Below are 26,645 nucleotides of genomic sequence, written 5' to 3' on the forward strand. Positions count from 1 at the left end.
TACGCGCGGGGCTTTAGACTTCCCGGTCTCTCAATCTGAAATGGAACAGCCGGCTCGGCCCGTCTTCCGGGACAAGGAACAGGTCGCGGCCCTTCAGTGCCATGCCCTCGCCCGTATAGGGTCTGGCCCGGTCGGTGACGCCGGTGCGGGCCGTCCGCGCGAGCTTCATCGATGGCCAGTCGATCCAGTCGATCGTCCCGCTGAACGGCGTAACCGGTCCGCCCGCGACAAGCTGGCGGCCGACGAACTTCATGTCCTGATAGCGCGTGGCGAAGGGGTTGGGCACGACCCGGACCTCCTTCCCGCTCGGCAGGTCGAAGATGCGCAGCAACCGGCTGTCCCAATTGCCCGCGATGAGGGTGCGGCCTGAGACCGCCACGCATCCCAGATGGTCGGCGACCGGAATCCTGCGCCGTATCCGCAACGAGTCCGTGTCGATCTCCACGAGCGCGGCCGAGCTGTCCGGCGTCATTTCAGCCACGGCGACCCAGATCGACCCGTCGGCGAGCGACAGCCCGCCCGGATGATATCGCGGCCCGTCCGTCAGCTCCACCCGCCGCAGCAATCTGCCGCTGAGCCGGTCGAATTCATGGAGATAGCCTTTGCGGCCGGTAAGATCGACCGAGGTGACCCAGATGCGCCGGCTGTCGAGATCGACCCCCTGGACGTGAAACACCTCCCCGCGGAGAGGGAGGATATCCACGAGGCGAGCGTGCTGGATCGCCTCGCTGCTTTCCTCCTGCGCGGCCGCCGCGGTCAGGCTCAGCAACAGCAGGGAGAGGGCGGTCAGGGCGCTCCGGATCTTCTTGCGGGTCATCGGGTCGCCTCCGGGGCTTGCGGTGCATCAGCAGCGGATGCGCGCCCGGTAGCGTTGCTATGCGACGGTGATGTGAATGGGGTCCGAGGGTAGCTCCGTTGGCCGGGCCGAAAAGGCCCGGCCAGGATCACTGCGATCGTGAATCGCGCTTCACGCGGCGGCGGGGGCGAACACGCGCAGTCGATGACCATCGGGATCGAGCGCGACGAAGGTGGTGCCGAAGCTCATCTTCGTCGGGGCCTGGATGATGTTCAGCCCGCGCCACTTCCAGTCGTCGTGCGTTGTCTCGACGGCGCCGGCGTCGGCAACCGCGAAGGCGATCTCGCTCGCGCCCGTCTGGCCCGAGCTCTTCGGTTCGATCGTCTCGCCGGACCACAGGCCAAGCATGACTCCGTCGCGCAACGGCAACATGGCGAAGCCCGATGTCTGGTCGAGGATCGGGATGTCCAGCAGATCATTGTAAAATTTGGCACTGGCCGCATGGTTCTTGACGTGCAGCAGCAGGAAGCTGAAATCAGGCATGAAAGGTCTCCTTGAGCCGGCGGGCGGGGTCGCGGGCCGGCGGGAAACGCTTACGCAATCATGCTGTCAGTTTATGTCAGCAGTCGCCACCCGAAACGTCATTGCTCCGGAATGCCGCGGAGCGTCCGCCATTCCTTCAACAGCGTGGCACGGCGGCGCGGGTAGCGTCCCGTCGTCACGTCGAGCGCGGTGATCCGGTCGGTCCTGAAATGACGATAGCCCTCGCGCAATTCGCACCATGCGGCGACGACCCGCACGCGATCGAAGAAGGCCAGCGCAAAGGGCCAGACGGTCCGCTCCGTCGCGCTTGCCCGCTCGTCCGTATAGACGATCCGCGTCTTGCGCTCCGACCGGATTGCCTCGCGGATCGCGGCAAGCTCGGCGTCTCCGGCGGCGATCGGCTCGCCCGGGCCGATCATCAGGCCCGACGCATCGATACTGTCCTTGAGGTCCTCGGGAAGCACCGCGCCGATCTTGGCGAGCACGTTGCGCGCTGCCTTGCCCAGCAGCCCGTCCGCCCGCTCCGAAACCCAGCGCGAGCCAAGCACTAGCGCCTCGATTTCCTCCTCGGAGAACATCAGAGGCGGCAACATGAAGCCCGGGCGGAGCACATAGCCGACACCCGCCTCGCCATCGATGTGTGCGCCCTGCGCCTTCAGGGCATCGATGTCGCGATACAGGGTGCGCAACGATATGCCGAGCTCGTCGGCCAGCACCGCGCCTGCGACTGCCCGGCGGTGCCGGCGCAGCACCTGGATCAGGTCGAGAAGGCGTTGCGCGCGAGACATGGGGGCTGGTTACCCGATCGTGGCCAAGGCATGCCTGCTGCCATACTTTGGCAGTAGGTGGTATCAAATAAGCAGTAGTTGGTATCAAATTAGAAGCGCATCGCTGGATGACGGGGTTTGGACAACTGTGCCATAGACGGCGCATGCCTGATTCGGAATTCGATCCGCTCGCCGTTGAAAACGTAGGCGTAACGCTTGCCGTCCAACTGCTTGAACAGCCTACAACCGACTTCCCGCCGCCAGTTCGATTCAACGGCCCGGGTGTTTATGCCCTTTACTATACCGGCACGAATCCGGCCTATGCGCCGCTAGTTGAGCTTGACGACGGGCGCTGTACCTACCCTGTCTACGTTGGACGTGCAGCGCGCGAGAATAAGAGCCAAGGCTTCAGTCCGCGCGCGAGTAAAGGCGAGGAACTATATAAGCGGATCAAAAAACACTACGACTCGGTAATCCAAACGTCGAACATTAATGCGGCGGATTTTAAAGTTCGGTATCTGGTTTTGAAACCCGCTTACATTAATCTTGCTGAATCTGTGCTGATTATGGCTTTTCGCCCGCCTTGGAACGGCATGGGCCTTGGAAGCAACGTGACTGGTGGACCGAGAATGGCGGGCAAGGGGTCGCTCTGGGATTCGCTTCACCCTGGCCGTAAGGGGCGACCCGCAGGATCAGATGAGACTGCGAAGCTCGCTGCTGACCTCATTGCGGAGCGAGTGGCAGAACTTCACAAGCCTTCGTCAGATGCAATCATTCGCGATATGCACGAGCGGATCATGAAGTTTGTATAAGGCAGTCCCGAACTTGGGTGGCTACTGCCGCGCCTAGTCTGCACGGCACAGCATTGCCGAGCTGTCGCATCGCTTCTGTCCAAGAGCCATGGAAGATCATGTTGTCAGGGAACGTCTGCAACCGGGCGCTCTCCCGGACTGAGAAGTAACGGACCGAGCCATCAGCTCGACGCAGCATATTCTCGCCACCTGGCACGCCATGCACACCAGCCTTTAGCGTCTTGGCCGGCTCATCCAGAGGACTACCTGTGTGGCCGGGATACGATCGCGCGCCCGGCTGGAGTTTATGGTCATGGTGACGGCTCGCGACCCCCGGCATTAGTTCGGGGTCTGGGAGATCGGCGATAGCGTCGCGCACGGTTTGCCAAGGTTCGAGTTGCGGGAATTTACGGAGCAGTGCTGCGCGCGCCGCGCCTCGGCCAGGAGTCGGGCGGTCCTTCTTTGCTACGCGGTGAAGATCCCAATAGAGATTAGTCCGATATTGCCACCATAGTAGCGCGTCATGAGAGTGGGTAGGTGTGGGGAAATGCCACTCAACGCCGAGATCGGAACGAAAGCCGACAATGAACACTCGCTCGCGCTTTTGCGGTACACCGTAGTCGGCGGCATTCAATACGCGCATGACCACGTTGTAGTGCAAGCCATCGTGCTGGCCCCTCGTCTCATAGTCCTCAAGTCGCGCCAGATGGTCTAGCCACGGCTCCCGCTTGTGGGTGCCCAGGTCGGGGTGGCGTAGTTGAAGTCTAATATATTCAAGGTAGTTGGCAAATGTCGAACGCGTCAGTCCCTTCACATTCTCGAACACGAACGCGCGCGGTTTCAACTCACGCACCGCGCGCACAGCCTGCGGGAACATATCCCGCTTATCGAGGAAGGCGCGATGCTGACCGCCAAGTGAGAAAGGCTGGCAAGGCGGTCCGCCGGTAACCAGATCGACCGTTTCTCGCAATTTTTTGAAGTCGAATAGGCTCACGTCGCCTTCGGTGAGGGGCCACTTGTCCAGCGGCGATAGCCCGCGTTCCTTGTTCTGGCGGATCGTATCACATGCCCAGCGGTCCCAATCGACCACAGCGAGCGGCTCGAAGCCAGCTTGGCTCACACCGATGCCCAAACCGCCTGCGCCTACGAACAGCTCAACCGACTTCATCGAGAAACTCCCTTATCGCGTTCTCTAATTGTTCGCGCTTCTTGCACTGGCATTCCCAGATTTCCAAGACCCCCCAGCCTTGTTCCATCAGTTCACGTGCTACTCGTTCATCCCGAGCTCGATTCCCTTCAAGCTTCGGTATCCAAAAATCATGCCGGGATTTGGGCAAGCGCGCTAGCTTGCATTCGGGGTCGGGATGGCGGTGCCAAAAGCAGCCGTGGACAAAGATGACCTTGCGGCGGCCTGCAAATACGAGATCCGGCTTCCCTGGTAGGCCGGCCTTGTGAAGGCGATAGCGGTATCCCAAGCGGTGGGTGACCCGCCGTACCAACATTTCCGGCTTCGTGTCTCGCGATCGTACACGACTCATTCGCTCGGAGCGTTGGATCGGAGATAGCGAATCCATTGCTCCATATAACTTGGTGAATGCCATCTGGCATTGTTTATGAAAATCCCACGCTTGAACTGGGCATGGTTCGCGACGAAGCGGGGTTGTCGGGTATCGCTATGTTTTTATTGAAGGAAAAAATGGCCCGCTGGTAGGGCGTCAACTGCTATTTCACCCCAAGCTCACAAAACTATCCATCATCCGCTTCCGCCCGGCGGTCTCGAAGTCGATCTCCAGCTTGTTCCCCTCGATCTCGGCGATCTCGCCATACCCGAACTTCTGGTGGAACACCCGCATCCCCACGCTCAGGTCATCGCGCCCCTTGTTGCCGATGCTCACCGCGCTGGCCCGCGATTCCACCACCCGCGACGGCTCCCGCGTAAAGGTCCGGCTGGTGAACGTCCCGCCATTCGGCATCACCCCCGCTGCGCGCTGCCAGCCCGGGCCCCGTCCCGTGCCGCGCCCCACATCAGCGAACGGATCGGCCCGTTCGGACCAGTTGGCGCGCCACAGGCTTTCGCCGCCGCTCATCGAATTCTCCTGCTCGATATGCGCATCGGGCAGTTCGTTCACGAAGCGGCTCGGGATGCTCGACGTCCACTGGCCATAGATCCGGCGATTGGCGGCGTGGAGGATGACCGCGCGGCGCCGGGCGCGGGTGATCGCGACATAGGCGAGGCGGCGTTCCTCCTCCAGCGAGGCCACGCCGCCCTCGTCGAGCGAGCGCTGCGAGGGGAACAGGCCTTCCTCCCAGCCGACGAGGAAGACGGTGTCGTATTCGAGGCCCTTGGCGGCGTGGATCGTCATGATCGTCACCTTGGCCTCGCCCGCCTGCGCCTCGTTATCCATCACCAGGCTGACATGTTCCAGGAACGCGCCGAGGCTTTCATACTCCTCCATCGCGCGGACGAGCTCGGTCAGGTTCTCCAGCCGGCCCGCTGCCTCGGCCGATTTCTCGGCCTGCCACATGCCGGTATAGCCGCTCTCGTCCAGGATCTGGCGGGCCAGTTCGGGATGGGGCAGGTCGTTCGCCATGTCGCGCCAGCGCGCCATGGCGCCGACGAGATTGCCGAGCGTTCGGCGCGCGGCCGGGGTCAGCTCGTCGGTGTCGAGGATTCGCGCGGCGGCGACGGTGAGGGGGATGCCCTCCGCACGGGCGAGCTGGTGGACCTTCTGCACCGCCTTGTCGCCAAGGCCGCGCTTGGGCACGTTGACGATGCGCTCGAACGCAAGGTCGTCGGCCGGCTGGGCGACGACGCGCAGATAGGCGAGCGCATCGCGGATCTCGGCGCGTTCGTAGAAGCGGAAACCCCCGACGATGCGATAGGGCATGCCGATCGCGATGAAGCGGTCCTCGAACTCGCGGGTCTGGTGCTGGGCACGGACGAGGATGGCGATTTCATCGATCGACTTGCCGCCCCGCTGGCATGCCTCGATCTCGTCACCGACCCGGCGGGCCTCCTCCGGGCCATCCCATACGCCGAGGACCTTGACCTTCTCGCCCTCGCTCTCGTCGGTCCACAATGTCTTGCCGAGCCGGCCGCTATTGTTGGCGATCACGCCCGAGGCGGCAGCGAGGATATGCGGGGTGGAGCGGTAATTCTGTTCGAGCCGGATCACTTTCGCGCCGGGAAAGTCCTTCTCGAACTTCAGGATATTCTCCACCTTGGCGCCGCGCCAGCTATAGATCGACTGGTCGTCGTCGCCGACGCAGCAGAGATTCTTGCGCTCCTGCGCGAGCAGGCGGAGCCAGAGATACTGGACGCTGTTGGTGTCCTGATACTCGTCGACCATGATATATTTGAAGCGCTGCTGGTACATCGCCAGGACCTCGCGGTCCCGCTTCAGGATGGTCAGCATGTGGAGCAGCAGGTCGCCGAAATCGCAGGCATTGAGCGCGCGCAGCCGGGCCTGATAGGCGGCGTACATCTCCCCGCCGCGGCCATTGGCGTAAAGCTCGCTTTCGCCCGCGTCGATGTCGGCCGGGGTCAGGCCCTTGTTCTTCCAGCCGTCGATCACCCCGGCAAGCTGGCGCGCCGGCCAGCGTTTCTCGTCGATATCGGCGGCGAGGATGATCTGCTTGAGCAGGCGGAGCTGGTCGTCGGTGTCGAGGATGGTGAAGTTGCTTTGCAACCCGACCAGTTCGGCATGCCGGCGCAGCATCTTCGCGCCGATCGCGTGGAAGGTGCCGAGCCAGGGCATGCCCTCTACCACGTCGCCGACAAGACGGCCGACCCGCTCGCGCATCTCGCGCGCCGCCTTGTTGGTGAAGGTGACCGATAGTATCTCCGACGGCCAGGCTTTCCGTGTGAACAGCAGATGCGCGAGGCGCGCGGTGAGCGCTGCGGTCTTGCCCGTGCCGGCGCCGGCAAGGACAAGCACGGGTCCTTCAGTGGTGAGCACTGCCTCGCGCTGCGGCGCGTTGAGGCCCGAAAGATAGGGCGGGTCCTGGGGGCTTGGCGGACTCTGGGGCACGGGGAGACTCATCGGTGAACAGGTAGGGAACGCGGCCGATTTGGGCAACCACGCTTTCCGGCAGGCGTCCGTGGCCAGGCGAAGGAGGCCGGAGGACGGGCTTTCGATACCGGGCGACAACTATCTTTGTGGGTAGGCCGCAAGTGGAAGCGGCGCTATAGGACGGCCAGCAGTCATCAACCTGTCACATAAGCGCGCAAAGCGGTTCACCATGGCAACGACATTCTCCACGCTCTCCGAATCGGTGGAGCGGCCGTCCGGCGGGCCCAGGCTCGACCAGGCGATTCATCCTGCCGGCCGCTGGCTGTTCCTCGCTGCGCTGGTGGGGGGGCTTGCCTATGCCGGGATCAGCATCTTCACTGATACCGCCCAGGTCGGCGAGCAGATGGCGACCGGGGTCTTCCTGTTCCTCGGGCTCGCGCTGCTGATCGCGCTCGGCTTCGAGTTCGTGAACGGATTCCACGACACCGCCAATGCGGTCGCGACGGTGATCTACACCAATTCCATGCCTGCCTCGGTCGCGGTGGTGTGGTCGGGCTTCTTCAATTTCCTCGGCGTGATGTTCTCCAGCGGGGCGGTGGCCTATTCGATCATCACCCTGCTGCCGGTCGACCTGATCCTTCATGTCGGCAGCAATGCCGGCTTCGCGATGATCTTCGCGCTGCTGCTCGCGGCGGTGCTGTGGAATCTCGCCACCTGGTATGTCGGCCTGCCCAATTCCTCCAGCCACGCGCTGATCGGGTCGATCCTCGGCGTCGGCTTCGCCAACCAGCTCCTGTCGTCTGGCAAGGGCGGCACCGCGGGCGTCGACTGGGGCCAGGCGGAAAAGGTCCTGTCGGCACTGCTGTTCAGCCCGATGATCGGATTCATCGGCGCGTTGCTGTTGCTGCTCGCGATGAAGCTCGTGCTGCGCAATCCCAAGCTCTACACCGAACCCGAAGCCAACACGCCGCCCCCACGGGGCATCCGCGCGCTGCTGATCGCGACCTGCACCGCCGTCTCCTTCGCCCATGGCGGGAATGACGGGCAGAAGGGCATGGGCCTGATCATGCTGATCCTGATCGGCTGCGCCCCGACCGCCTATGCGCTCAACCGGACGATGCCTGAAAGCGCGACGCCGGCCTTTGTCGCCAGCGCGACCACCGCCGCCAATGCCTTTGCCGCGAAGAGCGGCGGCGCGGGCAGCGGTGTCGAGGCGGCCCGCGCGACGCTGACCGTCGCCTTGCAGACCAAGCAGGCGGCCAGCCCGGCTGTCTATGGGGCGGTCGACACGCTCTCGCGCGACGTGAGCCAGCGGATCGGCGGCTATGGCTCGCTTGAGAAGGTGCCGGCAACGGCGACGCCGAACCTGCGCAACGACATGTATCTGGTGCTCGACACCACCCGTCTGCTGACCAAGGACGCGGCCGCGGCCAAGGCGTTCTCCGAACCCGAGCTCAAGGCGATCGGCGATTATCAGGCCAATCTGGAACGCGGCACGCGCTATATCCCGCTCTGGGTGAAGATCACCGTCGCGCTGGCGCTTGGTCTCGGCACGATGGTCGGCTGGAAACGGATTGTCGTCACGGTCGGCGAGCGGATCGGCAAGACTCACCTGACCTATGGCATGGGCGCCTCGGCCGAGCTGATGGCGGCGGGTACGATCCTGCTGGCGCAGAATTACGGCCTGCCGGTGTCGACCACTCATATCCTGACCAGCGGCGTCGCCGGTGCCTCGGTCGCGAACGGCGCCGGGCTGCGCGCGAAGACCGTGGGCAGCATGGCGCTTGCCTGGGTGATGACCCTGCCGGTCGCGATGGCGCTGTCGGGCGGGCTCTACTGGCTGTTGCTGACCCTGCTCGACGCCTTCGGCGCACGCTGATCGGATTTCTCTCCAAAATCTCCCTCTCCCCCTGTGGGAGAGGGAAGGAGGAGCGAAGCGACGGAAGGGTGAGGGGGAGTAAGGTTCGGAACAATAGCGAGTGTCCCCTCAGTCGACCCAATGCTCATTTCCCGACGGGAAAGGGAATGAAGGGACTCAGCGCTTGACCGCGATCCGCCCCCGCGCGAACCAGCGGGCATGAATCCCGTCCCCATGACAGCGCACAAGCGCGTCCTGCTCGCCAGCCTGATCGGCACCTCGGTCGAGTTCTACGATTTCTACATCTACGCGACCGCCGCCGCGCTGGTGTTCGGGCCGCTGTTCTTCCCGGCGGAGGACAAGGCGGCGCAATTGCTGCTGTCCTATGCCAGCTTCGGGCTTGCCTTCATCGCGCGGCCGGTGGGCGCGGCGATCTTCGGGCATTTCGGCGACCGGATCGGACGCAAGTCGACGCTGGTCGCCTCGCTGATGCTGATGGGCGGGTCGACCGTCGCGATCGCCTTCCTGCCGACCTATGCGCAGATCGGCTGGGTCGCGCCGCTGATCCTGTGCCTGCTGCGCTTCGGCCAGGGGCTTGGGCTGGGCGGCGAATGGGGCGGGGCGGCATTGCTGGCGGTGGAGAATGCGCCGCCGGGCTGGCGCAACCGCTACGGCATGTTCCCGCCGCTCGGCGCGCCCGTCGGGTTCATCGCGGCGAACGGCTTCTTCCTGCTCCTCGGCGCCGCGCTGACTGATGCGCAGTTCCGTGACTGGGGCTGGCGGCTGCCCTTCCTGGCGAGCGCGGTGCTGGTCGCGCTCGGGCTGTGGGTTCGGTTGAAGCTGACCGAGACGCCGGCCTTTCTGGAGGCGGCGGCGCAGGAGAAACTGCCCAAGGTGCCCATCGTCGTGTTGTTCCGCGATCATCTGCGCCCGACCATGGCCGGTATCTTCGGCGTGGTGGCGTGCTTCGCGCTCTTCTATCTCGCGACCGCCTTCGCGCTTGGGTACGGCACCACCGTGCTTGGCCATGGGCGGCAGGCCTTTCTCGCGATCGAGCTGGCCGCCATCCTGTTTCTCGCGCTGGGCGTGGTGGTGGCGAGCGTGCTGGCTGACAAGCGCGGGGCGATGCCGATGCTGCGCTGGGGCTTTGCCGGTTGCGCGGTGGCTGGCTTGCTGATGGGGCCGATGCTTGGCGCCGTATCGCTGGCGATCGTCTTCCTGTGGCTTGCCTTCGCCCTGTTCGTGATGGGCTTCGCTTATGGCCCGCTCGGCGGCTGGCTGCCCGAATTGTTTCCGGCCGAGGTGCGCTACACCGGCGTGTCGATGACCTTCAACATCGGCGGAATCCTGGGCGGGGCGATGGCGCCGATCGTTGCGTCCTGGCTGGCGGAAAAGGGTGGGCTCGACCTGGTCGGCGGATACCTGCTCGTGGCGGGATTGCTGAGCTTTGGCGGGCTGGCGTTGCTGCGCACGAGGCGCTGAGACCGCCATCGTCATGCTGCCGGCCGCGGCGATTCAACCTTGCCCGCCCCGCGCCTAGACCCTTGCGGGCGTATGATGCGAGGGCGTGCAAGTATCGTCGGAAGAAATACCGATACCCCTCGCGAAATTCGGCAAGTCGAACGGCTGAATTGGTGTTGGAAGGGTTCGAATATTGGCCACTATGGCGAGCGGCGCTGTCCTGAACAGCCGAAGTTTCCGTCGCTGGGCGGCGCACAGCCGTCAAGAAACGCCTGAATCCGCCTCCCTCGTCAATGGGTCGCGAAAATCAGCGATGACTTGCGATGGCCCCGTCCGCTTCCAACACCAATTCAGGCGGAGGCCCGCACGGCATGGCTGGATATCAGGCGCTCCGGCGCAGCAGGGTGATTTTCATCTTGCCGTGCGTGCGTTCGGCATCGGTCTCGAACCCGTCGACCGCGACCGTCTCGGTCTTGGCTGTCTCGATGCTGATCCAGGTCGCGTCGCTCACCCAGCCGAGCCGGTTGAGCCGGTCGAGCGCGACCATGCCGGCGCCGGTGCCATAGGGCGGGTCCATCAGGATCAGGTCGAGCGGCTGAGTCGCCGGCGGGAGCGCCAGCACGGATTGGGCGCGGATATCGGCTTTCGTGCCGAGCTTCGCGATATTGGCCTTCAGCGCGTCGATCGCCGCCCGGTCCTGCTCGACGAAGATGCACGATCCGGCGCCGCGCGACAGCGCCTCGAGCCCGAGCGCGCCCGAGCCGGCGAAGAGATCGGCGACGGCCAGCCCCTCGAAGCTGCCGAGGCGGCTGGTCAGCATGGAGAACAGTGCCTCGCGCGTGCGGTCGGCGGTGGGGCGGGTGGCGTCGCCCTTTGGGGCGATGATGGGGCGGCCGCGCCATTGGCCGGCGATGATGCGCATGATTTATTTCCGGGTGCGGGGCTTGGGCTTGGGTTTCGCCCAACCGGTTTTGGAACGGGGCTTTCCGGCGGGCTTGGCCGGGCGGGCGTCGGAGGGAGCATCCTCACGCGTGGGACGCGGGGTCTTGGCGCGGACGTTGCGGCCGAGCTCCGGGTTGAAGACTCGGGCCGGGCGGCTCTCGGCCTGAGGGGCGGCCTTGCCGTCTGCCTTTGGCTTCGCGTCGTAGAAACGCTTGGGCTTCGCGCCCGCGGGGGCCGGGCGGGCGGCGCGTTCCTCCGCCGGGCGGCTGTCGCGCGGGGACCAGGTCGATGCCTTGTCGCCGTCGCGCGGCGCGCGGCGGGCCGGGCGGACGTCGAAGGCGGCGCGATCGGCCCTTGCCGCATCCTCGCGGGTTATGCGCGCCGCCGGGCGGACCGCACGTTTCGGGGCCTCCTGCGCCACCCGCGCATCGCGGGCGGCGGCGGGCCGCTCCTCGTGGCGCGGCGGGGCGGCCCGACGTTGCGGCGCGACGCCGCGAGGCTGTTTCGGACGGACCTCCGCCACCGGGGCGGGCGCCGGCGCGCGGCGCTTGAGCTCAGGCGGCGTGTATTCGGGCGTGATGTTCTTGGTCGGGTTCTTGCGGAAGGCGATGACGTCGACCTGGCGCACCTCGCCGACCTCGCCCACCGGCAGGTCGCCCAGCACGAACGGGCCGTAGCGGGTGCGGATCAGGCGGGAGACGCGCAGGCCGAGATATTCGAGGACCCGGCGGACCTCGCGGTTCTTGCCCTCGGTCAGGATCATCTCGATCCAGACGTTCGCGCCGGTGCGGCGTTCGAGATTGGCGTTGATCGATCCGTAGCGCACGCCTTCGATCTCGACGCCGTGGATCAGTTCCTCGAGCTGCGCCTGGGTCACCATGCCATAGGCACGGGCACGATAGGCGCGTTCGACGCCGGTCGCGGGCAATTCGAGCTGGCGCTTCAGCTCGCCATCGGTGGTGAGGAGCAGCAGCCCCTCGGTGTTGAGATCGAGCCGGCCGACGGGGACGAGGCGGGGCAGGTCTCTGGGCAGCCTGTCATAGATGGTCGGGCGCCCGCCGGGATCGCGCTCGGTGACGAGCAGGCCGTTGGGCTTGTGATAGAGGAACAGCCGCGCCGGGGCTGCGGCCTGGACCGGGTTGCCGTCGACCGTCACGCCGTGGAGCGAGGTGAGGATGGTCGCCGGCGTATCGATGACGGTGCCGTTGAGCGCGACGCGCCCTTCGGCGATCATGCGTTCGACTTCGCGGCGCGATGCGACGCCCGCGCGGGCGAGCAGCTTGGCGATCCGCTGCTGCTCCCTGGATTCTCTGAAAATGGACACAGGCGCGCTGATACCCCTTTTCTTCGCGACGACATGAAAAAAATGTTGCGGCCTATCTCGTAGCCGCGCGTTAAGGGACGGATGCGTAACAAGGCCGGGGGAAGATGCTTCCCGCGGCCCAGTAACAAAGGCGGGTACCGGACCATGCTGTTCGGCAGGAAGAAACGGCAGATTTGCAGGTTGCTGATCGTCGAGGACGAACCGCTGGTCGCGTTCGATACGGAACATTTCCTGCGCGAGGCTGAATTTGAGATCGTCGCGACCGTCGACCGCGTCGCCACCGCGCTCGAGGTGATTCGTACCGAAAGGGAGCTCGACCTTGTGCTGGTCGACATCAGCCTGGCGGATGGCAGCGGTTTCGACGTGGCGCATGCGGCGCACGGCGCTAGTATTCCGGTGCTGTTCGTGACCGGCGCCTGCCCGGAAGGCGCGCGCGACGTGGCGGCCGGTTGCCTGTCCAAACCCTATGCCCAGCGCGACCTGCTGGCGGCGATCGACGCGATCGAGGCAGTGATCGTGGGCAAGAAGCCCAGGCGTCTGCCGGATGGGTTCAGCCTGTTCGACAAGGCTGCTTGATTCAAGTCGCCCTTGCTCCGCGGTACAGGCGCATCGGGAGGGACAGGGGAATCAGAGGCGGGCTTCGACCTGGTCGTGGAAAGCGCGGATGCCGGTTTCAAGCGTGCCGAGCGTGACCCGCTCGATGGCGCCCGAGGCAAGCCCCTCCTGGCCGAGCGCGGCGGCCCGGAAGTCCTCGGACGCGAAGACGCCGCCATCGAGAAGGTTCCAGCTCTTCTCCCAGTGCGCCAGCGCCTTCTCGGTCGTTGGCGCCTCGGGAATCAGCATGAAATCCTCGACCAGCACGCGGCCCTCGGACTGGGGCATCAGCACCATCAGGTTCATATAGTCCGGGCTGACGATCAGCACCGTGCCGGGGAACATCTGATAGGTATAGGTGATCGCGGAGCGCAACGTCGGCCAGTCCTCGGCCGAGCAGGCGGCAAGCGCAGCCTCGCGACCCACGGCGGAGCGCTGGTGCGGTCCGATATGGTCGCCCGTCGAGACGCCGTCCTTGAAGAAGGGGCCGATCGTCTGCGCGTGCAGCCGCTGGACATGATAGCTTTCGAGGAAAGCGTCCATGATCAGCTTCCAGTTCGCGGGCACGTCATGAGTCCGCCTGCGGAAGAGATGCTGGCCGGCCATGTCGAACGCGTCGAAATCATGGCCGAGCGCTTCGGCTTCGGCGAAGTCGGCGCTGTCGTCGAACGCGAACCAGATCAGGCCGCCGGCCTCGCGGGTCGGCAGGCGCTTCAGGCCGAAGCCGCTCTTGTCGAGGCCGGGGAAGCTGTCCGGGCGGGGAAGGCCAGCCAGCGCGCCGTCGAGCGTATAGCTCCAGGCGTGATAGGGGCAGATCAGGCGCGGCGCGCAGACCGGCTCGCTGCCCTCGACCAGACGGGTGCCGCGATGCTGGCAGACATTGAGGAAGACCTGGGCCCTTCCTTCCTTGTCGCGGGTGATGAGCAGCGGCTTGCCGAACCCGTCATGCGGCACGGCCATGTTGTTCTGCGGCAGCAGCGCGGACGGGGCGATGACCAGCGGGACGCGGGAGAAGATCCGGGCCTGTTCGGCTTCATGTCTCTTCGGGGCGGTATAGGCCGAGGCGTCGACATGGGTGATCCCCATGTTCGGCCGCGTGCCGCCGGCCGCGAGCTGCGCGGCGAGCGCAAGCTGGCCGGGGGTGGGCACTGCAATCTTCGCGGGCGCGTTCATCTCGCTTCCTCTCCCGATTTTAGACGCTAGTGTCTGCCGGATAAGGCCGGGGAGCAAGAGCGGGATGAGCGAACTGGAAATCGAGCGGCCGGGGACGTGGTGGGACGGCATCCGTCCCTATGTCGAAAAGGCTCCGCTGGCGGCGCTGGCGCTCGGCATCTCGTCCGGCTTTCCGTTCGCGATGATTGGCGCGACGCTGACGACGCGGCTCGCGCAGGACGGGATCGACAAGAAGACGGTGACGGCGTTCAGCCTGGCCTTCCTCGTCTACAACCTCAAATGGATATGGGCCTGGGCGGTCGACGGGGTGAAGCTGCCGATCATCGGCCGACTGGGGCAGCGCGTGTCCTGGCTGATCCTGGCCGGCATATTGGTGATGGCGGCGGTCGCCAATCTCGCGCTGATCGACCCGAAGGCGGATATCATGGCGGCGGCGATCGCCGCGATCCTGGTGGGGGCGGCGGGCGCCACCTTCGATATCGTGATCGACGCCTATCGCATCGAAATCCTGGAACCGCGCCAGCTCGGCGTCGGCTCCGGCATGTCGCAATATGGCTGGCGCATCGGGTCGGCGGGTGCCGGCGCGCTGGCGCTGGTGATCGCGGCGCGGGGCGGGTGGGAATGGGCCTATCTCGCCTGCGCCATGCTGGCGCTGCCGGCGATGCTGGCGGGGCTGATCGTCGGCGAGCCTGCGCGCCATCAACAGGTCGCCGTGCGGCGCGGTCTCGGCGCGATGCTCGCCTCGATCTGGGGTCCGTTCGCGCAATTCTTCACGCGCGAGGGCGCGGCGATCGTGCTGGCGTTCATCCTGATCCACAAGGTCGGCGATACACTGGCGAACCTCACCTTCCGCTTGCTGTTCGACGATCTCAAATTCACCAATGACGAAATCGCGTTCTACGACGTGGGCATCGGATTCTGGGCCTATCTGATCGGTATCTTCGTCGGCGGCGTGCTTTACGCCAAGATGGGGATGAAGCGATCGGTACTGCTGGCATTGGTGCTGATGGCGGTGTCGAACCTGAGCTTCGCGGCGCTCGCCCAGGCGGGGCATTCGAACATCGGCATGGCGGGCGCGATCGGCTTCGAGAATTTCTCGAGCGGCTTCGGCGGCGTCGCTGTGGTCGCCTATTTCTCGGCGCTGACGGACCTGCGTTTCACCGCCGCGCAATATGCGCTGATCTCCGCCGCGGCGAGCATCGTCGGGCGGTTCGTGACCGGCACCACGGCTGGCGGGCTGATCGAGACCTTCGGTTATGTAAACTTCTACCTGCTTACCACGGTGATCGCGCTGCCTGGCGTCTTCCTGTTCTGGTGGATGATCCGGACTGGCCTGGTCGACCGGTCGATCGGCAGCGCCGGCGGTGGCGAGGAGCCGGAGTCGCCAACCCAATGATCGTCTATCTCGCGATCCTGGCGATCCAGGTGATGCTGGTCATCGATGTGATCCGCAACGGGCGCAACCAGTTGTGGATCATGGCGCTGATGTTCCTGCCGGGGCCCAGCACGATCGCCTATCTGGTGATCGAGGTCTATCCGCGGCTACGCGGTAACCGGCATGTGCGCACCGCCCGGGCGAAAGCGGTCGCGGCGATCGACCCCGAGCGCGAGGTGCGAGCGGCACGCGACGCGCTGGATCTTGCCGATACCGCTGCCAACCGCATCAGGCTGGCCGACGCGCTGACCAGGCTCGGGCGCTATGGCGAGGCGCTCCCGCTGCTGCGCGAGGCAATCGAGCGCGGACCGGCGGATATGCGGACGGGCGAGAAACTGGCCCGTGCCCTGTTCGAGACGGGCGACGCGGCGGAGGCGCTGGCGACGCTCGACAGGAACGATCCGGCGAGCGCCCAGAGCGATCGCGACCGGCAGGGCCTGCTTCGCGCGCGTATCCTGGAAGCGCTCGGGCGCAAGGAGGAGGCGATGGTGCTCTACGCCGACCTCGTCACGCGCCTGCCCGGCGAGGAGGGGCGGTGCCGCTATGCCGCGCTCCTGCTCGACCAGGGGTGGGACAAGAAGGCGCGCACCGTGCTTGAAGAGGTGGAGGCAAGGATGAAGCGGCTCGACCGGCAGCAGCGGGCGGCAGAGGCCGACATGTATCGCTGGGCGATCGACCGGCTGGGCGAATTGCGCACCGCGCGCTGAACTGAACTCACACGGAGATCGGGCGCCCGGCATCGGCAAAAGCGGCGGCGAGGGCGGTCGCGCTGGCGAGCACGCCGTCGATGCGGCGGACGCCGAGCAGGTCGGCGAGCAGCAATCGGGCTATCTCTGGCGCTGTCTCGGCGCGGGCGAGGACGGTCAGCACGGCGCTTTCCGCCGCGGTCATGCGCATGCAGCAGCAGGGCGCGATCGAGATGTGCCCGTTCGCGCTGGTCGCGAGATCGGCCATCAGCGCGCGCATCAGGATGAGCGGGCGGCGAAAACCCTCTCCGAAACCGTTGAGCATGGCATGCGCCGCATGAGCATCCGCCAGGCCGTGCGCACCGATCCGCCGGATCGCGAACAGCGCCAGCCGTCCGTTGGGGCAAAGCGGCATGGTATGCGGCAACATCTGCGCGGGGGCGGGGGCTGGGGTGACCGTCATGATACGCGACTCCGTCTGCTGGAAGTGCAGGGTCGCTTTTAGGTTATTGCAAGTCAATAGCAATAAGAAGTCAGTCTGGCGCTTCATCGTTTGCGGCGAGCACTTCACCCGCAAGATAGAGCGAGCCGAGGACCAGGATGATCGGCGGCTCGGCCGGATCGGCTGCGGCGGTAATGTCAGCGAGGGCTGACGGTACGTCGGTCGCCGTGTTCGCGGCGATGTGTAGACCGCGCGCGATCGCAACCAAAGCCTCGGGGCTGTGATGCTCATGGCTGGGTACCGGAACCGCATGCAGGGTGGTGGCGAGATCGGCGAAGGGGGCGAGCAGCCCGGCGGGATCCTTGTTGGATAACATGCCGAGGATGAGGTGCACCTCGCTTCGGCCGGTGCCGGGAAAGGCGATCTGGCGCAGCGTCGCGGCGACCGTCGCGGCGGCGGCGGGATTGTGGCCGCCGTCAAGCCACAGCTCGCTCCCAGCGGGCAACAGGTCGGCGAGCGGGCCCTTGCCGAGCCGCTGCATGCGGGCCGGCCAGCGGGCTGTTCCGGCGGCCGTGCGCAATGCCTCCGGCGGGATGGCCAGCCGGTCCTGATGGCGGAGCATCGCGATGGCGAGGGCGAGATTCTCCGGCTGGTGCGGGCCAGCAAGGTTGGGCAGGGGAGTCTCGATACGGCCGGCAGCGTCCCGATAGACGAGCTTGCTGTCGTCGGCGGAGAAGAACCAGGCGTCCCCGGCAGCGGATATGCGCGCCCGCGCGACGCGCGCCACCGTCTCTACACGATCCGCGACGGACGCGGGATAGCGCATGGTGACGAGGGGGATGCCCTGCTTCGCGATGCCGGCCTTCTCACCAGCGATCTCCTCGGCGGTATCGCCGAGGAAGCTCTGATGATCGATGCCAAGTTGGGCGATGCCGGTGACGAGTGGGCGGGCAATGACGTTGGTCGCGTCGAGCCGGCCGCCCAGGCCGACCTCGACAATGCAGGCGTCGGCGGGGGTGCGCGAGAAGGCCAGGAAGGCGGCGGCGGTAGTGACTTCGAAGAAGCTCGCGCCGATATCGCCTGCGATATCGAGTACTTCCTTGAGCAGGGCGGCGAGGGCGTCGTCCTGAATCAGGCTGCCGGCGATGCGGATTCGCTCGTTGAAGCGGACGAGATGCGGGCTGGTATAGACATGCGCGGTGAGGCCGGCAGCCTCGATCGCAGAGCGGAGAAAGGCGCAGGTCGAGCCTTTGCCGTTGGTGCCGGCGACATGGAGGACCGGCGGCAGGCTGTCCTGCGGGTTACCGAGACGAGCAAGTAGCGCCGTGATGCGCTCAAGGCCAAGGATGTCGGCACCGGGGGAGAGCGACCAGAGGCGGTCGAGCTGGTGCTGGACGGCGGGTGAGGCAGAGGTGGCGAAGTCAGGCATCAGGCATGCACCTTCGTGAGGGGGATGCCACTCCCCGTTCGTGTCGAGCGAAGTCGAGACACTTGGCGCTCCATCAGGGTTTCTCGACGAGGCTCGAAACGAACGGGTTTCTCGATCTTACGCCGCCTTCTTGGCGGAGAGATAGTCGATCACGCTCGCGAGCGTCGTGCGCAGATCGCGGCGGTGCTTCACCATATCGAGCATGCCATGTTCCAGCAGATATTCTGCGCGCTGGAAGCCCTCGGGCAGCTTTTCGCGGATGGTCTGCTCGATCACGCGCTGGCCGGCAAAGCCGATCAGGGCGCCGGGCTCCGCGATCTGGACGTCGCCGAGCATCGCATAGCTTGCCGTGACGCCGCCCGTCGTCGGATCGGTCAGCACGACGATATAGGGCAAGCCGGCATCGTGCAGCATCTGGATCGCCACGGTGGCGCGCGGCATCTGCATCAGGCTGAGAATACCCTCCTGCATGCGTGCGCCGCCGGCTGCGGTGAAGATGATGTACGGGCAATTGTCCTCGATCGCGTTCTCGACGCCGCGCACGAACGCCTCCCCGACCGCCAGGCCCATCGATCCGCCCATGAAGGCGAAATCCTGCACGCCGACCACGGCGCGATGTCCTTTGATCGTGCCGCGCGCGTTGATCAGCGCATCGCCTTCCGACGTCGCGGCGCGGGCGGCCTTGATTCGGTCGACATAACGCTTGGTATCGCGGAACTTGAGCGGATCGTCCTGCACCTTGGGGAGCGGGATGATGGTGTAGCTGCCGGCATCGAAGACATATTTGAAGCGCAGGACCGGGCCGATGCGCTCATGATGCTGGCAGTTCGGGCAGACATGGAGGTTGTCCTCCAGCTCCTTCACGAACACCATCTGCCCGCATCCCTTGCACTTGTGCCAGAGGTTGTCGGGCGAATCCTTCTTGGGGACGACGAACGACAGCGCGTTCCTGACGCTGGTGAGCCAGCTCATACTGTTTCCTTTCGGGCCGCGGCAATCGCCGTGGACAGGGAACGGATATAGGCCTCGACCGGCGCGCCTGCACCTTCGGCGTGCTGGCCGACCAGCTCGACGATCGCCGAGCCGACCACGACACCGTCGGCGACACGGGCGATCGCGGCGGCCTGATCGGGCGTGCGGACACCGAAGCCCACCGCGACGGGAATGTCGGTGGCGGCCTTGAGGCGAGCGACGGCGTCCTCGATCGAATCCTGCGCTGCCTGCTGCAGCCCCGTGATGCCGGCGACCGAGACATAATAGAGGAAGCCGCTCGCGCCGGAAAGCACCGCGGGCAGGCGCGCGGTATCGGTAGTCGGCGTTGCAAGGCGGATCAGATCGATACCGGCGGCGCGGAGCATTGGGCCGAGCTCGTCATCCTCCTCGGGAGGCAGGTCGACGCAGATCACGCCATCGACACCGGCATCGCGCGCGGCACTGGCGAACCAGTCGGCGCCGCGGCGGAGCATCGGGTTGGCATAGCCCATCAGCACGACCGGCACACCGGGATGTCGTGCGCGGAAGGCCCTGGCGATCGCAAGAATATCGGCGGTGGTGGTGCCGGCGCCCAGGCTGCGGAGGTTCGCGGCTTGGATCGCCGGACCATCGGCCATCGGATCGGTGAAGGGCATGCCCAACTCGATCACGTCAGTGCCGCCAGCGACCAGCGCGTCGAGGATCGCGCCGGTGGCCCAGGGCGCCGGATCGCCGGCGGTGATAAAGGTGACGAGCGCGGCGCGATGCTGTTCGCGGGCGCGGTCGAAGGCGGCGGAAAGGCGGGTCATATCTCTACCCCCAGCGCTTCGGCGACGGTGAAGATATCCTTGTCGCCCCGACCGCACAGGTTGCACAGGATGATCTGGTCGCGCTCCATCTCGCGCGCCACCCGGGCGACGGCGGCGATGGCGTGGCTCGGCTCGAGCGCTGGGATGATGCCCTCAGTGCGGCAGAGCAGCTGGAAGGCGTCGAGCGCTTCGGTGTCGGTCGCGCTGGTATATTGGACGCGGCCGATCGAATGGAGCCATGAATGTTCCGGGCCGATGCCGGGATAGTCGAGCCCGGCCGAGATCGAATGCGCTTCCGCGATCTGGCCGTCCTCGTCCTGCAGCAGATAGGTCTTGTTGCCGTGAAGCACGCCCGGCGATCCGCCGGCCAGGCTGGCGGCATGCTGCTTGTCGAGGCCGTGGCCGGCGGCCTCCACGCCGAGCATGGCGACATTGGCGTCGTCCAGGAACGGGTGGAACAGGCCGATCGCGTTCGATCCCCCACCGATCGCTGCGACCAGAAGGTCGGGCAGGCGATCGATGCGGCTCAACATCTGGGCGCGGGCTTCCTTGCCGATCACGCTCTGGAAATCGCGGACCAGCTCAGGATAGGGGTGCGGGCCGGCGGCGGTGCCGATGATGTAGAACGTATCGTGGACGTTCGCGACCCAGTCGCGCAGACCCTCGTTCATCGCATCCTTTAGCGTCATCGCGCCCGAGGTGACGGGGCGGACCTCCGCGCCGAGCAGCTTCATGCGGAACACATTGGGCTGCTGCCGCTCGATGTCGCGCGCGCCCATATAGATGACGCAGGGCAGGCCGAAGCGTGCGCAGACGGTTGCGGTGGCGACGCCGTGCTGGCCGGCGCCGGTTTCCGCGATGATCCGGGTCTTGCCCATGCGCATCGCGAGGAGGATCTGGCCGATGCAATTGTTGATCTTGTGCGCGCCGGTATGGTTCAGCTCGTCGCGCTTGAACCAGACCTGCGCACCCTTGCCCTCGGGGGCTGACTCGCGAAGCGCCTCGGTCAGCCGCTCGGCATAATAAAGCGGGCTGGGGCGGCCGACATAATGTTCGAGCAGGTCCTCGAACTCGGCGATGAAGGCGGGATCGGCCTTGGCGGCGCGATAGGCCTCATCAAGCTCGAGGATCAGCGGCATCAGCGTCTCGGCGACGTAGCGGCCGCCGAACTCGCCGAAATGCCCGCGATCGTCGGGCTGGGCGCGGAAGGAATTGGGCACGTTCATGGTGCGGGCGCTTTAGCACCTCGTGAGAAGGTGTCGAGTTGCCTAAAACTGTTCCGCGAAGAAGCGCGAATTCTATAGCGCTTTTACCGTGTCGAGGAAGGTCGTGATCTTGGTCACGTCCTTGATGCCCGGCGCCGACTCCACGCCCGAGGATACATCCACCATCCGCGCGCCGGTGATCGTCACCGCCTCGGCGACATTGAGCGGATCGAGCCCGCCCGACAGCGCCCAGGGAAGCGGGTGGCGGAAGCCCTGGAGCAGGCTCCAGTCGAAGCGCACGCCCATGCCGCCGGGCAAGGTCGCACCCGGTGGCGTCTTGGCGTCGTAGAGAATGCGGTCGGCGGCACCGGTGAAGGTCTCGGCCATAGCGAGATCGCCGCGCGTCTTGATTGCGACGGCTGCCCATACATCGAGGCCGGTGCCTGCCCTGATCGCGGCAGCGCGGGCCGGGCTGGTATTGTGAAGCTGGAGCGTCTGGAGCTCGCCGGCACCGATCGAGGCTTCGAGCAGGGCATCGTCGGGATCGACAAACACACCGACACGGATGACCCGGCCGGGCACTCGGGCAGCGAGTTGCGCGGCACGCTCGCGGCTCAGGCTGCGCGGGGAGGGTGGGAAGAAGACGAAGCCGACATGGCTCGCCCCGCCCCGGATCGCGGCGTCGAGGGTTTCAGGCGTCGACAGGCCACAGATCTTCGCAGTGACGGACATGATGCCGCCATAGGCGTCAGGCGAGGGGCTTGACCAGTACCGTCATGTAGAATGGCGGTATGACGGCGACCGGGAAGTCCCGCCGTTCCCCCGTGCGGACATAGCCACGGCGCTCGTAATAGGCGATCAGCTCGACCCGGTTCTCGATGACGGTCATTTCCATCGCCGACGTACCGAACGTGCCGCGGGCGAGGGTCTCCGCCGCATCGATCAGGCGCTTGCCGAGGCCTGCCGTCTGCAGGGTCGGTTCGATGCACAACAGGCCGAGATAGGCGAGGCCGTCGCCGCGATCGGTGACCTGGACACAACCGATCGGCGTATCGCCGTTCAAGGCGACCAGCAGTCGTTCGGCGGGATTCGCCAGCGATGGTTCGAGCGTTGCGATGTCGGTACGCGTTCCGTCGAGCAGATCAGCCTCATGGGTCCAGCCGGCGCGGGCTGAATCGCCACGATAGGCCCGCTCGATCACAGGATGCAGGCGCGGCAGATCGTCACGGGCGGCAAGGCGGATCGTTGCGTTGGACATTTCGGATTACAGCGTCGCGCCGATCTCGCGGGCGGCCGTATCGGGGTCTTCGGCCTGGGTGATCGGACGGCCCACCACCAGGATCGAGGCACCGGCGTCGAGGGCCTGGCGTGGCGTGACCACGCGCTTCTGGTCGCCGACCGCGCCATTGGCGGGGCGCACGCCGGGAACGACGAAGAACCCCTTAGGCCAGAGCGCCTTGGCGGCAGCTACCTCAGCACCGGAGCAGACGACGCCGTCGACGCCCGCCTTCATCGCCAGCTCGGTCAGGCGAAGCACCTGATCGTGCGGATCGTCCGGGCAGCCGATCGAGGCGAGATCGCGCGCGTCGAGGCTGGTAAGCGTAGTGACCGCGACGACCTTGGTGCCGGTCGGCGCGGCTGCCTTGGCGTCTTCAAGCATCGAGCGGCCGCCGGCGGCGTGCACCGTCAGGATAGCCGGTTCGAGTGGGCGTAGCGCCATGATCGCCTTGGCGACGGTGTTGGGGATGTCGTGGAACTTCAGGTCGAGAAAGATCGGCAAGCCGAGTTCCGCCATCTCGCGCACGCCGGCGCGACCATTGGCCATGAAGAATTCGAGGCCGAGCTTGATGCCGCCGACATGGTGATGGACTCGCTGCGCGATCGCCTTGGCTTTTTCCAGGTCGGGCGTGTCGAGGGCGACGAAGATTCGGCTACTCATGCGCCACCCGGCGGGACGGCGGTTGGGATGGCTGCCGGAGCAGGCGGGGGCTGGATCGCCGGCGGCTCGGGTTCGAGCGGCGTCGCCACGACCGGCGCAAGTACGCCGCGCAGATCCGCCAGGGTACGCTCCGACGTGGCAAGCCGGTTGCGCAGCCGCCAGCGGATGGCGTTGTAGTAGAGCATCGTCGGCACGAGGCCGATCAGGAAGGTGATGAACAGCAGCAGGGGCAGGTTCACCTCGGCGATCAGGCCGCCCCACAGCTTGAGCGGCACCGTCGTCCAGTTACCCAGGGTGAACACCGCGGCGACGAAGGCGAGCAGGCACCAGAACAGGATCTTCAGGAACTGCATCGAGCGGTGTGGCCTCCGAAACTACCCAGACTGGGCATTTCTACGTCCGCGATGTCGCTTTGACCAGCCTAGCGGCCAAGTTCGTCACGCCGGGTTCGGACTTAGCCGATTTCCTTGCGAAGCGACGCCACCAGCCCGGGAATTGCTTCAAGCTTCGGTTCTTCCTCGTCGAGGATGGCGAGGAAAGCGGCGCGCTTGATCGCTGCGACGCGCCCTGGTTTCAGCCGTGCGTTGCCGGTGAGCGATGACAGCACGATGTCGATCATCCGCTCGGCACCGTGGAGACGGCCCCAGAGATAGTCGTTCTCCCGATAGGCACGGCTGAAAAAGGCGCCGAAGCTATTGAACTGGACTCCCTTGAGCGTCGCCTCGGCGCCGCCCGCGCGGATCGACTTGGCGTCGTCGGGGGAGATGCGATCGACCTTGATCGGATCGAATTCGTCGAGTCCTTCGCCCTGAAGCAAGGGAAGTGTGGCGACATCGAAATAGGGGAAGCCTAGGTAGGTGAGCAGGATCGGCCGCTTCAGCCCGCGCGCCAGGCCGGTGAAGGCGGCGGCGAGCCGCTCTTCGGTTGCTGTGTCGAGCCGTTTCAGGTCGAGCGATTCGGCAAGCTTGTCGAGCAGCGGTCCGGCATCGCCGCGCAGCAGGCGTACCTCCTTGCGCAGATGCGCGTGCCGGTCGGTGCGCTTGCATTCCAGATAGTCTGCGAGCGAGGCGTAGACTGCCTCGCGGATCGGCTCCAGCTCAGCTTCCTCGTGGTCGTTTTCCAGCTCGGTCAGACGACGGGCGAGCAGGCGCAGGCGGCGAATGCGGAAGCCGAGATCGTAGGAGCGCAGGAAGCTGATCGTCGTCGTGCTCGCCCCGTCGAAGAAGCTGGGCTTCATGTCGTCGAAGCCGCGGTTACGCACCGCATCGGCGATATGGCCGCGAATTCGCTCCCAGCGCTGCGGCCCGGGTTCGCCGCCGGCATGGTAGAGCAAGGATGTGAGCGCCTCGATCACGCCGGCGATCTTGAGATGCCCATAGGCGGCATAGCCATAGCCGGCCGCCTTGGCGGCGGCCGACTGGGCGCGAGCGCGCCACGCGGCTAGCCGCGAGACCGTCGGGGAATCGAGGAACAGGGTATAGCCGAACAGCGCCTCGACCCGCGCCTCCACCTCGGGCCGGATGCTGGCGACGATGCCGCGCATCCGCTCGATCGTGCGCGAACGTTCGGCGATGTCTTCGAGATTGTCACGGATCGGTTGCTGGCGCGGCAGCTCGGAAACAGCACCGATGATCGTCTGGAAGAAGCCCGGCGCGTTGGGATTGTGCGGGCCGAAGCGAAGCTTCACGCCGGGGGAGGGATCGATATAGACGAAGCGCCGGTCGATCTCGCGCCGGGCGGGGCGCTCGCGCAGGGCCTCGATCGCGGGACGGAACGGGGCATTGGCGAGAACCGAGCCGTCGATCAGCACCGCCTGGTCGGCCGCGTTGGCGGCGAACTGGCGGGGCAGCACTCGCTTGAGGAAGTCGTCGCGTTCGGGCCAATCGACCTTGCGATGCTTCAGCACCTTGTCGAGCTCGCCGACCATGAAGGGCGGGAAGGCACCGGGAAAGCTCGACGTCGACCGCGCGGCGAAGGCGAGTTCGGCCGGATGGGCGAGGGTTTCGCTGGCCACGCCGTGATCGGTGAAGGGGACGACGAGGCGATGCTCGGTTTCAAGCACTTCGGGCGGCGAGTTGAGCATCAGCCGCTCGGGATGGCCGCGAAAATCGGTGACGGTGACGAACAGGTCGAGCGGCTGACCCTCAGGCAACAGGCGCGCACCGCGTGGCGCTGACGCCATGGCGTTGAGCGCGTCGAGGATCAGGCCGGTGAACAGGGCGCCGCCAAAGGGTGGTTCGAACCAGCGCGAACGGATGAAGTGGGAGAGCTTGCTGCGCACCTCGGTCCGCGCGCCGGCCTCGACCAGTTCGTCGATATTGTCGCCGCTGCGTTTCTCGGCGAACCAGGCGATCGGCAGGGCCCACATCTTTGAGTAGCGCGAAGCCGGGGCCTGATGCGTATCGATCAGCGCCTCGATGTCGGCGGAGTCGAGCCAGAGCTGCGTCAGCGGTTCGAGCGACTGGCCGGTGGAGATCGCCTGGGCAAGGAAAACGCCGTTGATGCCGCCAGCGCTGGCTCCTGCGACGATGTCGACCAGCACGCGCATGCGCAGGCCGGTCTCTTCCTCGATCTCCTGGAACAGATCGCGATACACGCCCTGGCTGCCATGGTCGGAGGTCTCGCCCTTGTGAAAGGCCTGGCTTGCGCGGGCGAGGCGCCAGATCTCCTTGGTGATCCCGTGCATGTAGACAGCGAGGCTGATGCCGCCATAGCAGACCAGGGCGAGACGAAGTTCCTTCTGGCGCATCAGGCGGTTTCCAGCATTGCCCAAATCGGGAGATGATCCGACGCCTTGCGCGCCATCGCGCTGTGATGGACTCCGCAATCGGCGACGCGGAGATCGGTCGATACCATGATCCGGTCGAGCCGGGCGATCGGCCGGCGGACATGGAAACTCGGGCCGGTTGCGGCGAAGCTGTAGTCGCGACCGAAATCGCGCAGGCAGCCGGCTTGCGCGCTCCATTCGTTGAGATCGCCCATCAGCACGGTGGGGCGGCGCGTCGTACTCGAGTCGACATGAGCGAGGATCGCATGTGCCTGCCGCCGGCGCCACAGGCCGGACAGGTCCAGATGCATGCCGACGATACGGATCGGCACGCCGGCGGCGCGGACATCGGCCATCACCGCGCCACGTGGTTCCAGCGCGGGAAGGTGGATCGCTTCGCAGTCGATCACCACTGAATCCTTGCGGACCAGCAGGACATTGCCATGCCAGCCCATGCTGCCGGCGCGCGCGCCGAACGGCACCGCCTTCCAGGGGCTATGGTCCTCAAGCGCGTGGAGGGGAATCACTCCGGATTTGGCTCCGAAGCGTCGATCCGCCTCCTGCAGGGCGATGATGTCCGCGTCGATCTCGCGCAGGACATCGAGGATCCGGTTGGGATCGCGGCGGCGATCGAGGCCGATGCCCTTGTGGATATTGTAGCTGGCGACCTTGATCATGTGCGTGATGGAACGCCGATCG

The 26,645-nt window shown here is 65.8% G+C and carries 26 protein-coding genes; 6 read left to right on the top strand and 20 right to left on the bottom strand.

Annotated elements, in window-relative coordinates:
- Nucleotides 1–13: 13 nt before the first annotated feature.
- The 3 genes from NDN01_RS05450 to NDN01_RS05460 all read right to left on the bottom strand — a co-directional run bounded on the left by NDN01_RS05450 (nucleotide 14) and on the right by NDN01_RS05460 (nucleotide 2,127).
- Nucleotides 14–817 carry a DUF6454 family protein gene (locus tag NDN01_RS05450; RefSeq protein ID WP_272626351.1) on the bottom strand — a complete coding sequence of 268 codons (804 nt, stop codon included), beginning with the start codon at nucleotides 815–817 and terminating at the stop codon, nucleotides 14–16.
- A gap of 150 nt (nucleotides 818–967) precedes the next feature.
- Nucleotides 968–1,339, bottom strand: a complete 372-nt coding sequence (locus NDN01_RS05455) for a VOC family protein (protein ID WP_272626352.1) — start codon at nucleotides 1,337–1,339, stop codon at nucleotides 968–970.
- A gap of 98 nt (nucleotides 1,340–1,437) precedes the next feature.
- The gene (locus NDN01_RS05460; RefSeq protein WP_272626353.1) at nucleotides 1,438–2,127 is read right to left on the bottom strand and encodes a helix-turn-helix transcriptional regulator; all 690 of its coding nucleotides are present in this window, start codon (nucleotides 2,125–2,127) and stop codon (nucleotides 1,438–1,440) included.
- 143 nt (nucleotides 2,128–2,270) lie between these two features.
- Between NDN01_RS05460 and NDN01_RS05465 the strand changes: the two genes are divergently transcribed.
- The gene (locus NDN01_RS05465) at nucleotides 2,271–2,918 is read left to right on the top strand and encodes an Eco29kI family restriction endonuclease (RefSeq protein ID WP_272626354.1); all 648 of its coding nucleotides are present in this window, start codon (nucleotides 2,271–2,273) and stop codon (nucleotides 2,916–2,918) included.
- Here NDN01_RS05465 and NDN01_RS05470 read toward each other — a convergent pair.
- From NDN01_RS05470 to NDN01_RS05480, 3 genes are all read right to left on the bottom strand, one after another.
- Nucleotides 2,902–4,065 carry a DNA cytosine methyltransferase gene (locus NDN01_RS05470; protein WP_272626355.1) on the bottom strand — a complete coding sequence of 388 codons (1,164 nt, stop codon included), beginning with the start codon at nucleotides 4,063–4,065 and terminating at the stop codon, nucleotides 2,902–2,904. The two genes, NDN01_RS05465 and NDN01_RS05470, sit on opposite strands and share 17 nt — an antisense overlap.
- Complete coding sequence (locus NDN01_RS05475) at nucleotides 4,052–4,498, bottom strand: very short patch repair endonuclease (protein WP_272626356.1); 447 nt, start codon at nucleotides 4,496–4,498, stop codon at nucleotides 4,052–4,054. The genes NDN01_RS05470 and NDN01_RS05475 overlap by 14 nt, the downstream gene beginning before the upstream one ends.
- A gap of 126 nt (nucleotides 4,499–4,624) precedes the next feature.
- Nucleotides 4,625–6,940 carry an ATP-dependent helicase gene (locus NDN01_RS05480; RefSeq protein ID WP_272626357.1) on the bottom strand — a complete coding sequence of 772 codons (2,316 nt, stop codon included), beginning with the start codon at nucleotides 6,938–6,940 and terminating at the stop codon, nucleotides 4,625–4,627.
- A 199-nt stretch (nucleotides 6,941–7,139) separates the two neighbouring features.
- On the opposite strand from NDN01_RS05480, the gene NDN01_RS05485 reads away from it, so the two are divergent.
- A complete protein-coding gene (locus tag NDN01_RS05485) occupies nucleotides 7,140–8,789 on the top strand; it encodes an inorganic phosphate transporter (protein ID WP_272626358.1) in 1,650 nt (549 codons plus the stop codon).
- 198 nt (nucleotides 8,790–8,987) lie between these two features.
- Nucleotides 8,988–10,250, top strand: coding sequence for an MFS transporter (locus tag NDN01_RS05490; protein WP_272626359.1), 1,263 nt, complete (start codon nucleotides 8,988–8,990; stop codon nucleotides 10,248–10,250).
- Between the two features lie 361 nt (nucleotides 10,251–10,611).
- Here NDN01_RS05490 and rsmD read toward each other — a convergent pair whose 3' ends face one another.
- Together rsmD and NDN01_RS05500 are read right to left on the bottom strand one after the other, a co-directional pair.
- Nucleotides 10,612–11,151, bottom strand: a complete 540-nt coding sequence (gene rsmD / locus NDN01_RS05495) for a 16S rRNA (guanine(966)-N(2))-methyltransferase RsmD (protein WP_272626360.1) — start codon at nucleotides 11,149–11,151, stop codon at nucleotides 10,612–10,614.
- A gap of 3 nt (nucleotides 11,152–11,154) precedes the next feature.
- On the bottom strand, nucleotides 11,155–12,495 hold the full coding sequence (locus tag NDN01_RS05500; protein ID WP_272626361.1) for a pseudouridine synthase: 1,341 nt from the start codon (nucleotides 12,493–12,495) through the stop codon (nucleotides 11,155–11,157).
- Nucleotides 12,496–12,639: 144 nt separating this feature from the next.
- Between NDN01_RS05500 and NDN01_RS05505 the strand changes: the two genes are divergently transcribed.
- A complete protein-coding gene (locus NDN01_RS05505; RefSeq protein WP_272626362.1) occupies nucleotides 12,640–13,071 on the top strand; it encodes a response regulator in 432 nt (143 codons plus the stop codon).
- A gap of 51 nt (nucleotides 13,072–13,122) precedes the next feature.
- On the opposite strand, the gene NDN01_RS05510 is transcribed toward NDN01_RS05505, so the two are convergent.
- Nucleotides 13,123–14,262 (bottom strand): aromatic ring-hydroxylating oxygenase subunit alpha, encoded by a 1,140-nt coding sequence (locus tag NDN01_RS05510; protein WP_272626363.1) that lies wholly within the window; start codon nucleotides 14,260–14,262, stop codon nucleotides 13,123–13,125.
- Nucleotides 14,263–14,326: 64 nt separating this feature from the next.
- On the opposite strand from NDN01_RS05510, the gene NDN01_RS05515 reads away from it, so the two are divergent.
- Both NDN01_RS05515 and NDN01_RS05520 read left to right on the top strand, forming a co-directional pair.
- Nucleotides 14,327–15,658 carry an AmpG family muropeptide MFS transporter gene (locus NDN01_RS05515; RefSeq protein ID WP_272626364.1) on the top strand — a complete coding sequence of 444 codons (1,332 nt, stop codon included), beginning with the start codon at nucleotides 14,327–14,329 and terminating at the stop codon, nucleotides 15,656–15,658.
- Nucleotides 15,655–16,404, top strand: a complete 750-nt coding sequence (locus tag NDN01_RS05520; RefSeq protein WP_272626365.1) for a tetratricopeptide repeat protein — start codon at nucleotides 15,655–15,657, stop codon at nucleotides 16,402–16,404. Before NDN01_RS05515 ends, NDN01_RS05520 begins: the two co-directional genes overlap by 4 nt.
- Nucleotides 16,405–16,411: 7 nt before the next feature.
- On the opposite strand, the gene NDN01_RS05525 is transcribed toward NDN01_RS05520, so the two are convergent.
- The 11 genes from NDN01_RS05525 to NDN01_RS05575 all read right to left on the bottom strand — a co-directional run bounded on the left by NDN01_RS05525 (nucleotide 16,412) and on the right by NDN01_RS05575 (nucleotide 26,623).
- On the bottom strand, nucleotides 16,412–16,846 hold the full coding sequence (locus tag NDN01_RS05525; protein ID WP_272626366.1) for a DUF6628 family protein: 435 nt from the start codon (nucleotides 16,844–16,846) through the stop codon (nucleotides 16,412–16,414).
- Between the two features lie 70 nt (nucleotides 16,847–16,916).
- Nucleotides 16,917–18,254, bottom strand: a complete 1,338-nt coding sequence (locus NDN01_RS05530; RefSeq protein ID WP_272626367.1) for a bifunctional folylpolyglutamate synthase/dihydrofolate synthase — start codon at nucleotides 18,252–18,254, stop codon at nucleotides 16,917–16,919.
- Nucleotides 18,255–18,371: 117 nt separating this feature from the next.
- Nucleotides 18,372–19,226, bottom strand: a complete 855-nt coding sequence (gene accD, locus NDN01_RS05535) for an acetyl-CoA carboxylase, carboxyltransferase subunit beta (protein ID WP_272626368.1) — start codon at nucleotides 19,224–19,226, stop codon at nucleotides 18,372–18,374.
- Entirely contained in the window at nucleotides 19,223–20,035 is an 813-nt protein-coding gene (gene trpA, locus NDN01_RS05540; protein WP_272626369.1) for a tryptophan synthase subunit alpha, read from the bottom strand. The genes accD and trpA overlap by 4 nt, the downstream gene beginning before the upstream one ends.
- Nucleotides 20,032–21,261, bottom strand: a complete 1,230-nt coding sequence (gene trpB / locus NDN01_RS05545; protein WP_272626370.1) for a tryptophan synthase subunit beta — start codon at nucleotides 21,259–21,261, stop codon at nucleotides 20,032–20,034. Before trpB ends, trpA begins: the two co-directional genes overlap by 4 nt.
- A 72-nt stretch (nucleotides 21,262–21,333) precedes the next feature.
- Entirely contained in the window at nucleotides 21,334–21,972 is a 639-nt protein-coding gene (locus NDN01_RS05550) for a phosphoribosylanthranilate isomerase (RefSeq protein ID WP_272626371.1), read from the bottom strand.
- 16 nt (nucleotides 21,973–21,988) lie between these two features.
- Entirely contained in the window at nucleotides 21,989–22,498 is a 510-nt protein-coding gene (locus tag NDN01_RS05555; protein ID WP_272626372.1) for a GNAT family N-acetyltransferase, read from the bottom strand.
- Between the two features lie 6 nt (nucleotides 22,499–22,504).
- Nucleotides 22,505–23,179, bottom strand: coding sequence for an orotidine-5'-phosphate decarboxylase (pyrF, locus tag NDN01_RS05560; protein WP_272626373.1), 675 nt, complete (start codon nucleotides 23,177–23,179; stop codon nucleotides 22,505–22,507).
- Entirely contained in the window at nucleotides 23,176–23,532 is a 357-nt protein-coding gene (locus tag NDN01_RS05565; RefSeq protein ID WP_272626374.1) for a hypothetical protein, read from the bottom strand. The genes pyrF and NDN01_RS05565 overlap by 4 nt, the downstream gene beginning before the upstream one ends.
- A gap of 101 nt (nucleotides 23,533–23,633) precedes the next feature.
- On the bottom strand, nucleotides 23,634–25,928 hold the full coding sequence (locus tag NDN01_RS05570) for a patatin-like protein (RefSeq protein WP_272626375.1): 2,295 nt from the start codon (nucleotides 25,926–25,928) through the stop codon (nucleotides 23,634–23,636).
- Nucleotides 25,928–26,623, bottom strand: coding sequence for an endonuclease/exonuclease/phosphatase family protein (locus NDN01_RS05575; RefSeq protein ID WP_272626376.1), 696 nt, complete (start codon nucleotides 26,621–26,623; stop codon nucleotides 25,928–25,930). Before NDN01_RS05575 ends, NDN01_RS05570 begins: the two co-directional genes overlap by 1 nt.
- Between the last annotated feature and the right edge of the window lie 22 nt (nucleotides 26,624–26,645).

Source organism: Sphingomonas sp. QA11 (genome assembly GCF_028473665.1).
Lineage (GTDB): Bacteria > Pseudomonadota > Alphaproteobacteria > Sphingomonadales > Sphingomonadaceae > Sphingomonas > Sphingomonas phytovorans.

Excerpts from the sequence above, each read along its gene's own strand:
- NDN01_RS05450 (WP_272626351.1), bottom strand. The coding sequence starts at position 817 with ATGACCCGCAAGAAGATCCGGAGCGCCCTGACCGCCCTCTCCCTGCTG.
- NDN01_RS05455 (WP_272626352.1), bottom strand. The coding sequence starts at position 1,339 with ATGCCTGATTTCAGCTTCCTGCTGCTGCACGTCAAGAACCATGCGGCC.
- NDN01_RS05460 (WP_272626353.1), bottom strand. The coding sequence starts at position 2,127 with ATGTCTCGCGCGCAACGCCTTCTCGACCTGATCCAGGTGCTGCGCCGG.
- NDN01_RS05465 (WP_272626354.1), top strand. The coding sequence starts at position 2,271 with ATGCCTGATTCGGAATTCGATCCGCTCGCCGTTGAAAACGTAGGCGTA.
- NDN01_RS05470 (WP_272626355.1), bottom strand. The coding sequence starts at position 4,065 with ATGAAGTCGGTTGAGCTGTTCGTAGGCGCAGGCGGTTTGGGCATCGGT.
- NDN01_RS05475 (WP_272626356.1), bottom strand. The coding sequence starts at position 4,498 with ATGGCATTCACCAAGTTATATGGAGCAATGGATTCGCTATCTCCGATC.
- NDN01_RS05480 (WP_272626357.1), bottom strand. The coding sequence starts at position 6,940 with ATGAGTCTCCCCGTGCCCCAGAGTCCGCCAAGCCCCCAGGACCCGCCC.
- NDN01_RS05485 (WP_272626358.1), top strand. The coding sequence starts at position 7,140 with ATGGCAACGACATTCTCCACGCTCTCCGAATCGGTGGAGCGGCCGTCC.
- NDN01_RS05490 (WP_272626359.1), top strand. The coding sequence starts at position 8,988 with ATGAATCCCGTCCCCATGACAGCGCACAAGCGCGTCCTGCTCGCCAGC.
- rsmD (WP_272626360.1), bottom strand. The coding sequence starts at position 11,151 with ATGCGCATCATCGCCGGCCAATGGCGCGGCCGCCCCATCATCGCCCCA.
- NDN01_RS05505 (WP_272626362.1), top strand. The coding sequence starts at position 12,640 with ATGCTGTTCGGCAGGAAGAAACGGCAGATTTGCAGGTTGCTGATCGTC.
- NDN01_RS05510 (WP_272626363.1), bottom strand. The coding sequence starts at position 14,262 with ATGAACGCGCCCGCGAAGATTGCAGTGCCCACCCCCGGCCAGCTTGCG.
- NDN01_RS05515 (WP_272626364.1), top strand. The coding sequence starts at position 14,327 with ATGAGCGAACTGGAAATCGAGCGGCCGGGGACGTGGTGGGACGGCATC.
- NDN01_RS05520 (WP_272626365.1), top strand. The coding sequence starts at position 15,655 with ATGATCGTCTATCTCGCGATCCTGGCGATCCAGGTGATGCTGGTCATC.
- NDN01_RS05525 (WP_272626366.1), bottom strand. The coding sequence starts at position 16,846 with ATGACGGTCACCCCAGCCCCCGCCCCCGCGCAGATGTTGCCGCATACC.
- NDN01_RS05530 (WP_272626367.1), bottom strand. The coding sequence starts at position 18,254 with ATGCCTGACTTCGCCACCTCTGCCTCACCCGCCGTCCAGCACCAGCTC.
- accD (WP_272626368.1), bottom strand. The coding sequence starts at position 19,226 with ATGAGCTGGCTCACCAGCGTCAGGAACGCGCTGTCGTTCGTCGTCCCC.
- trpA (WP_272626369.1), bottom strand. The coding sequence starts at position 20,035 with ATGACCCGCCTTTCCGCCGCCTTCGACCGCGCCCGCGAACAGCATCGC.
- trpB (WP_272626370.1), bottom strand. The coding sequence starts at position 21,261 with ATGAACGTGCCCAATTCCTTCCGCGCCCAGCCCGACGATCGCGGGCAT.
- NDN01_RS05550 (WP_272626371.1), bottom strand. The coding sequence starts at position 21,972 with ATGTCCGTCACTGCGAAGATCTGTGGCCTGTCGACGCCTGAAACCCTC.
- NDN01_RS05555 (WP_272626372.1), bottom strand. The coding sequence starts at position 22,498 with ATGTCCAACGCAACGATCCGCCTTGCCGCCCGTGACGATCTGCCGCGC.
- pyrF (WP_272626373.1), bottom strand. The coding sequence starts at position 23,179 with ATGAGTAGCCGAATCTTCGTCGCCCTCGACACGCCCGACCTGGAAAAA.
- NDN01_RS05565 (WP_272626374.1), bottom strand. The coding sequence starts at position 23,532 with ATGCAGTTCCTGAAGATCCTGTTCTGGTGCCTGCTCGCCTTCGTCGCC.
- NDN01_RS05570 (WP_272626375.1), bottom strand. The coding sequence starts at position 25,928 with ATGCGCCAGAAGGAACTTCGTCTCGCCCTGGTCTGCTATGGCGGCATC.
- NDN01_RS05575 (WP_272626376.1), bottom strand. The coding sequence starts at position 26,623 with ATGATCAAGGTCGCCAGCTACAATATCCACAAGGGCATCGGCCTCGAT.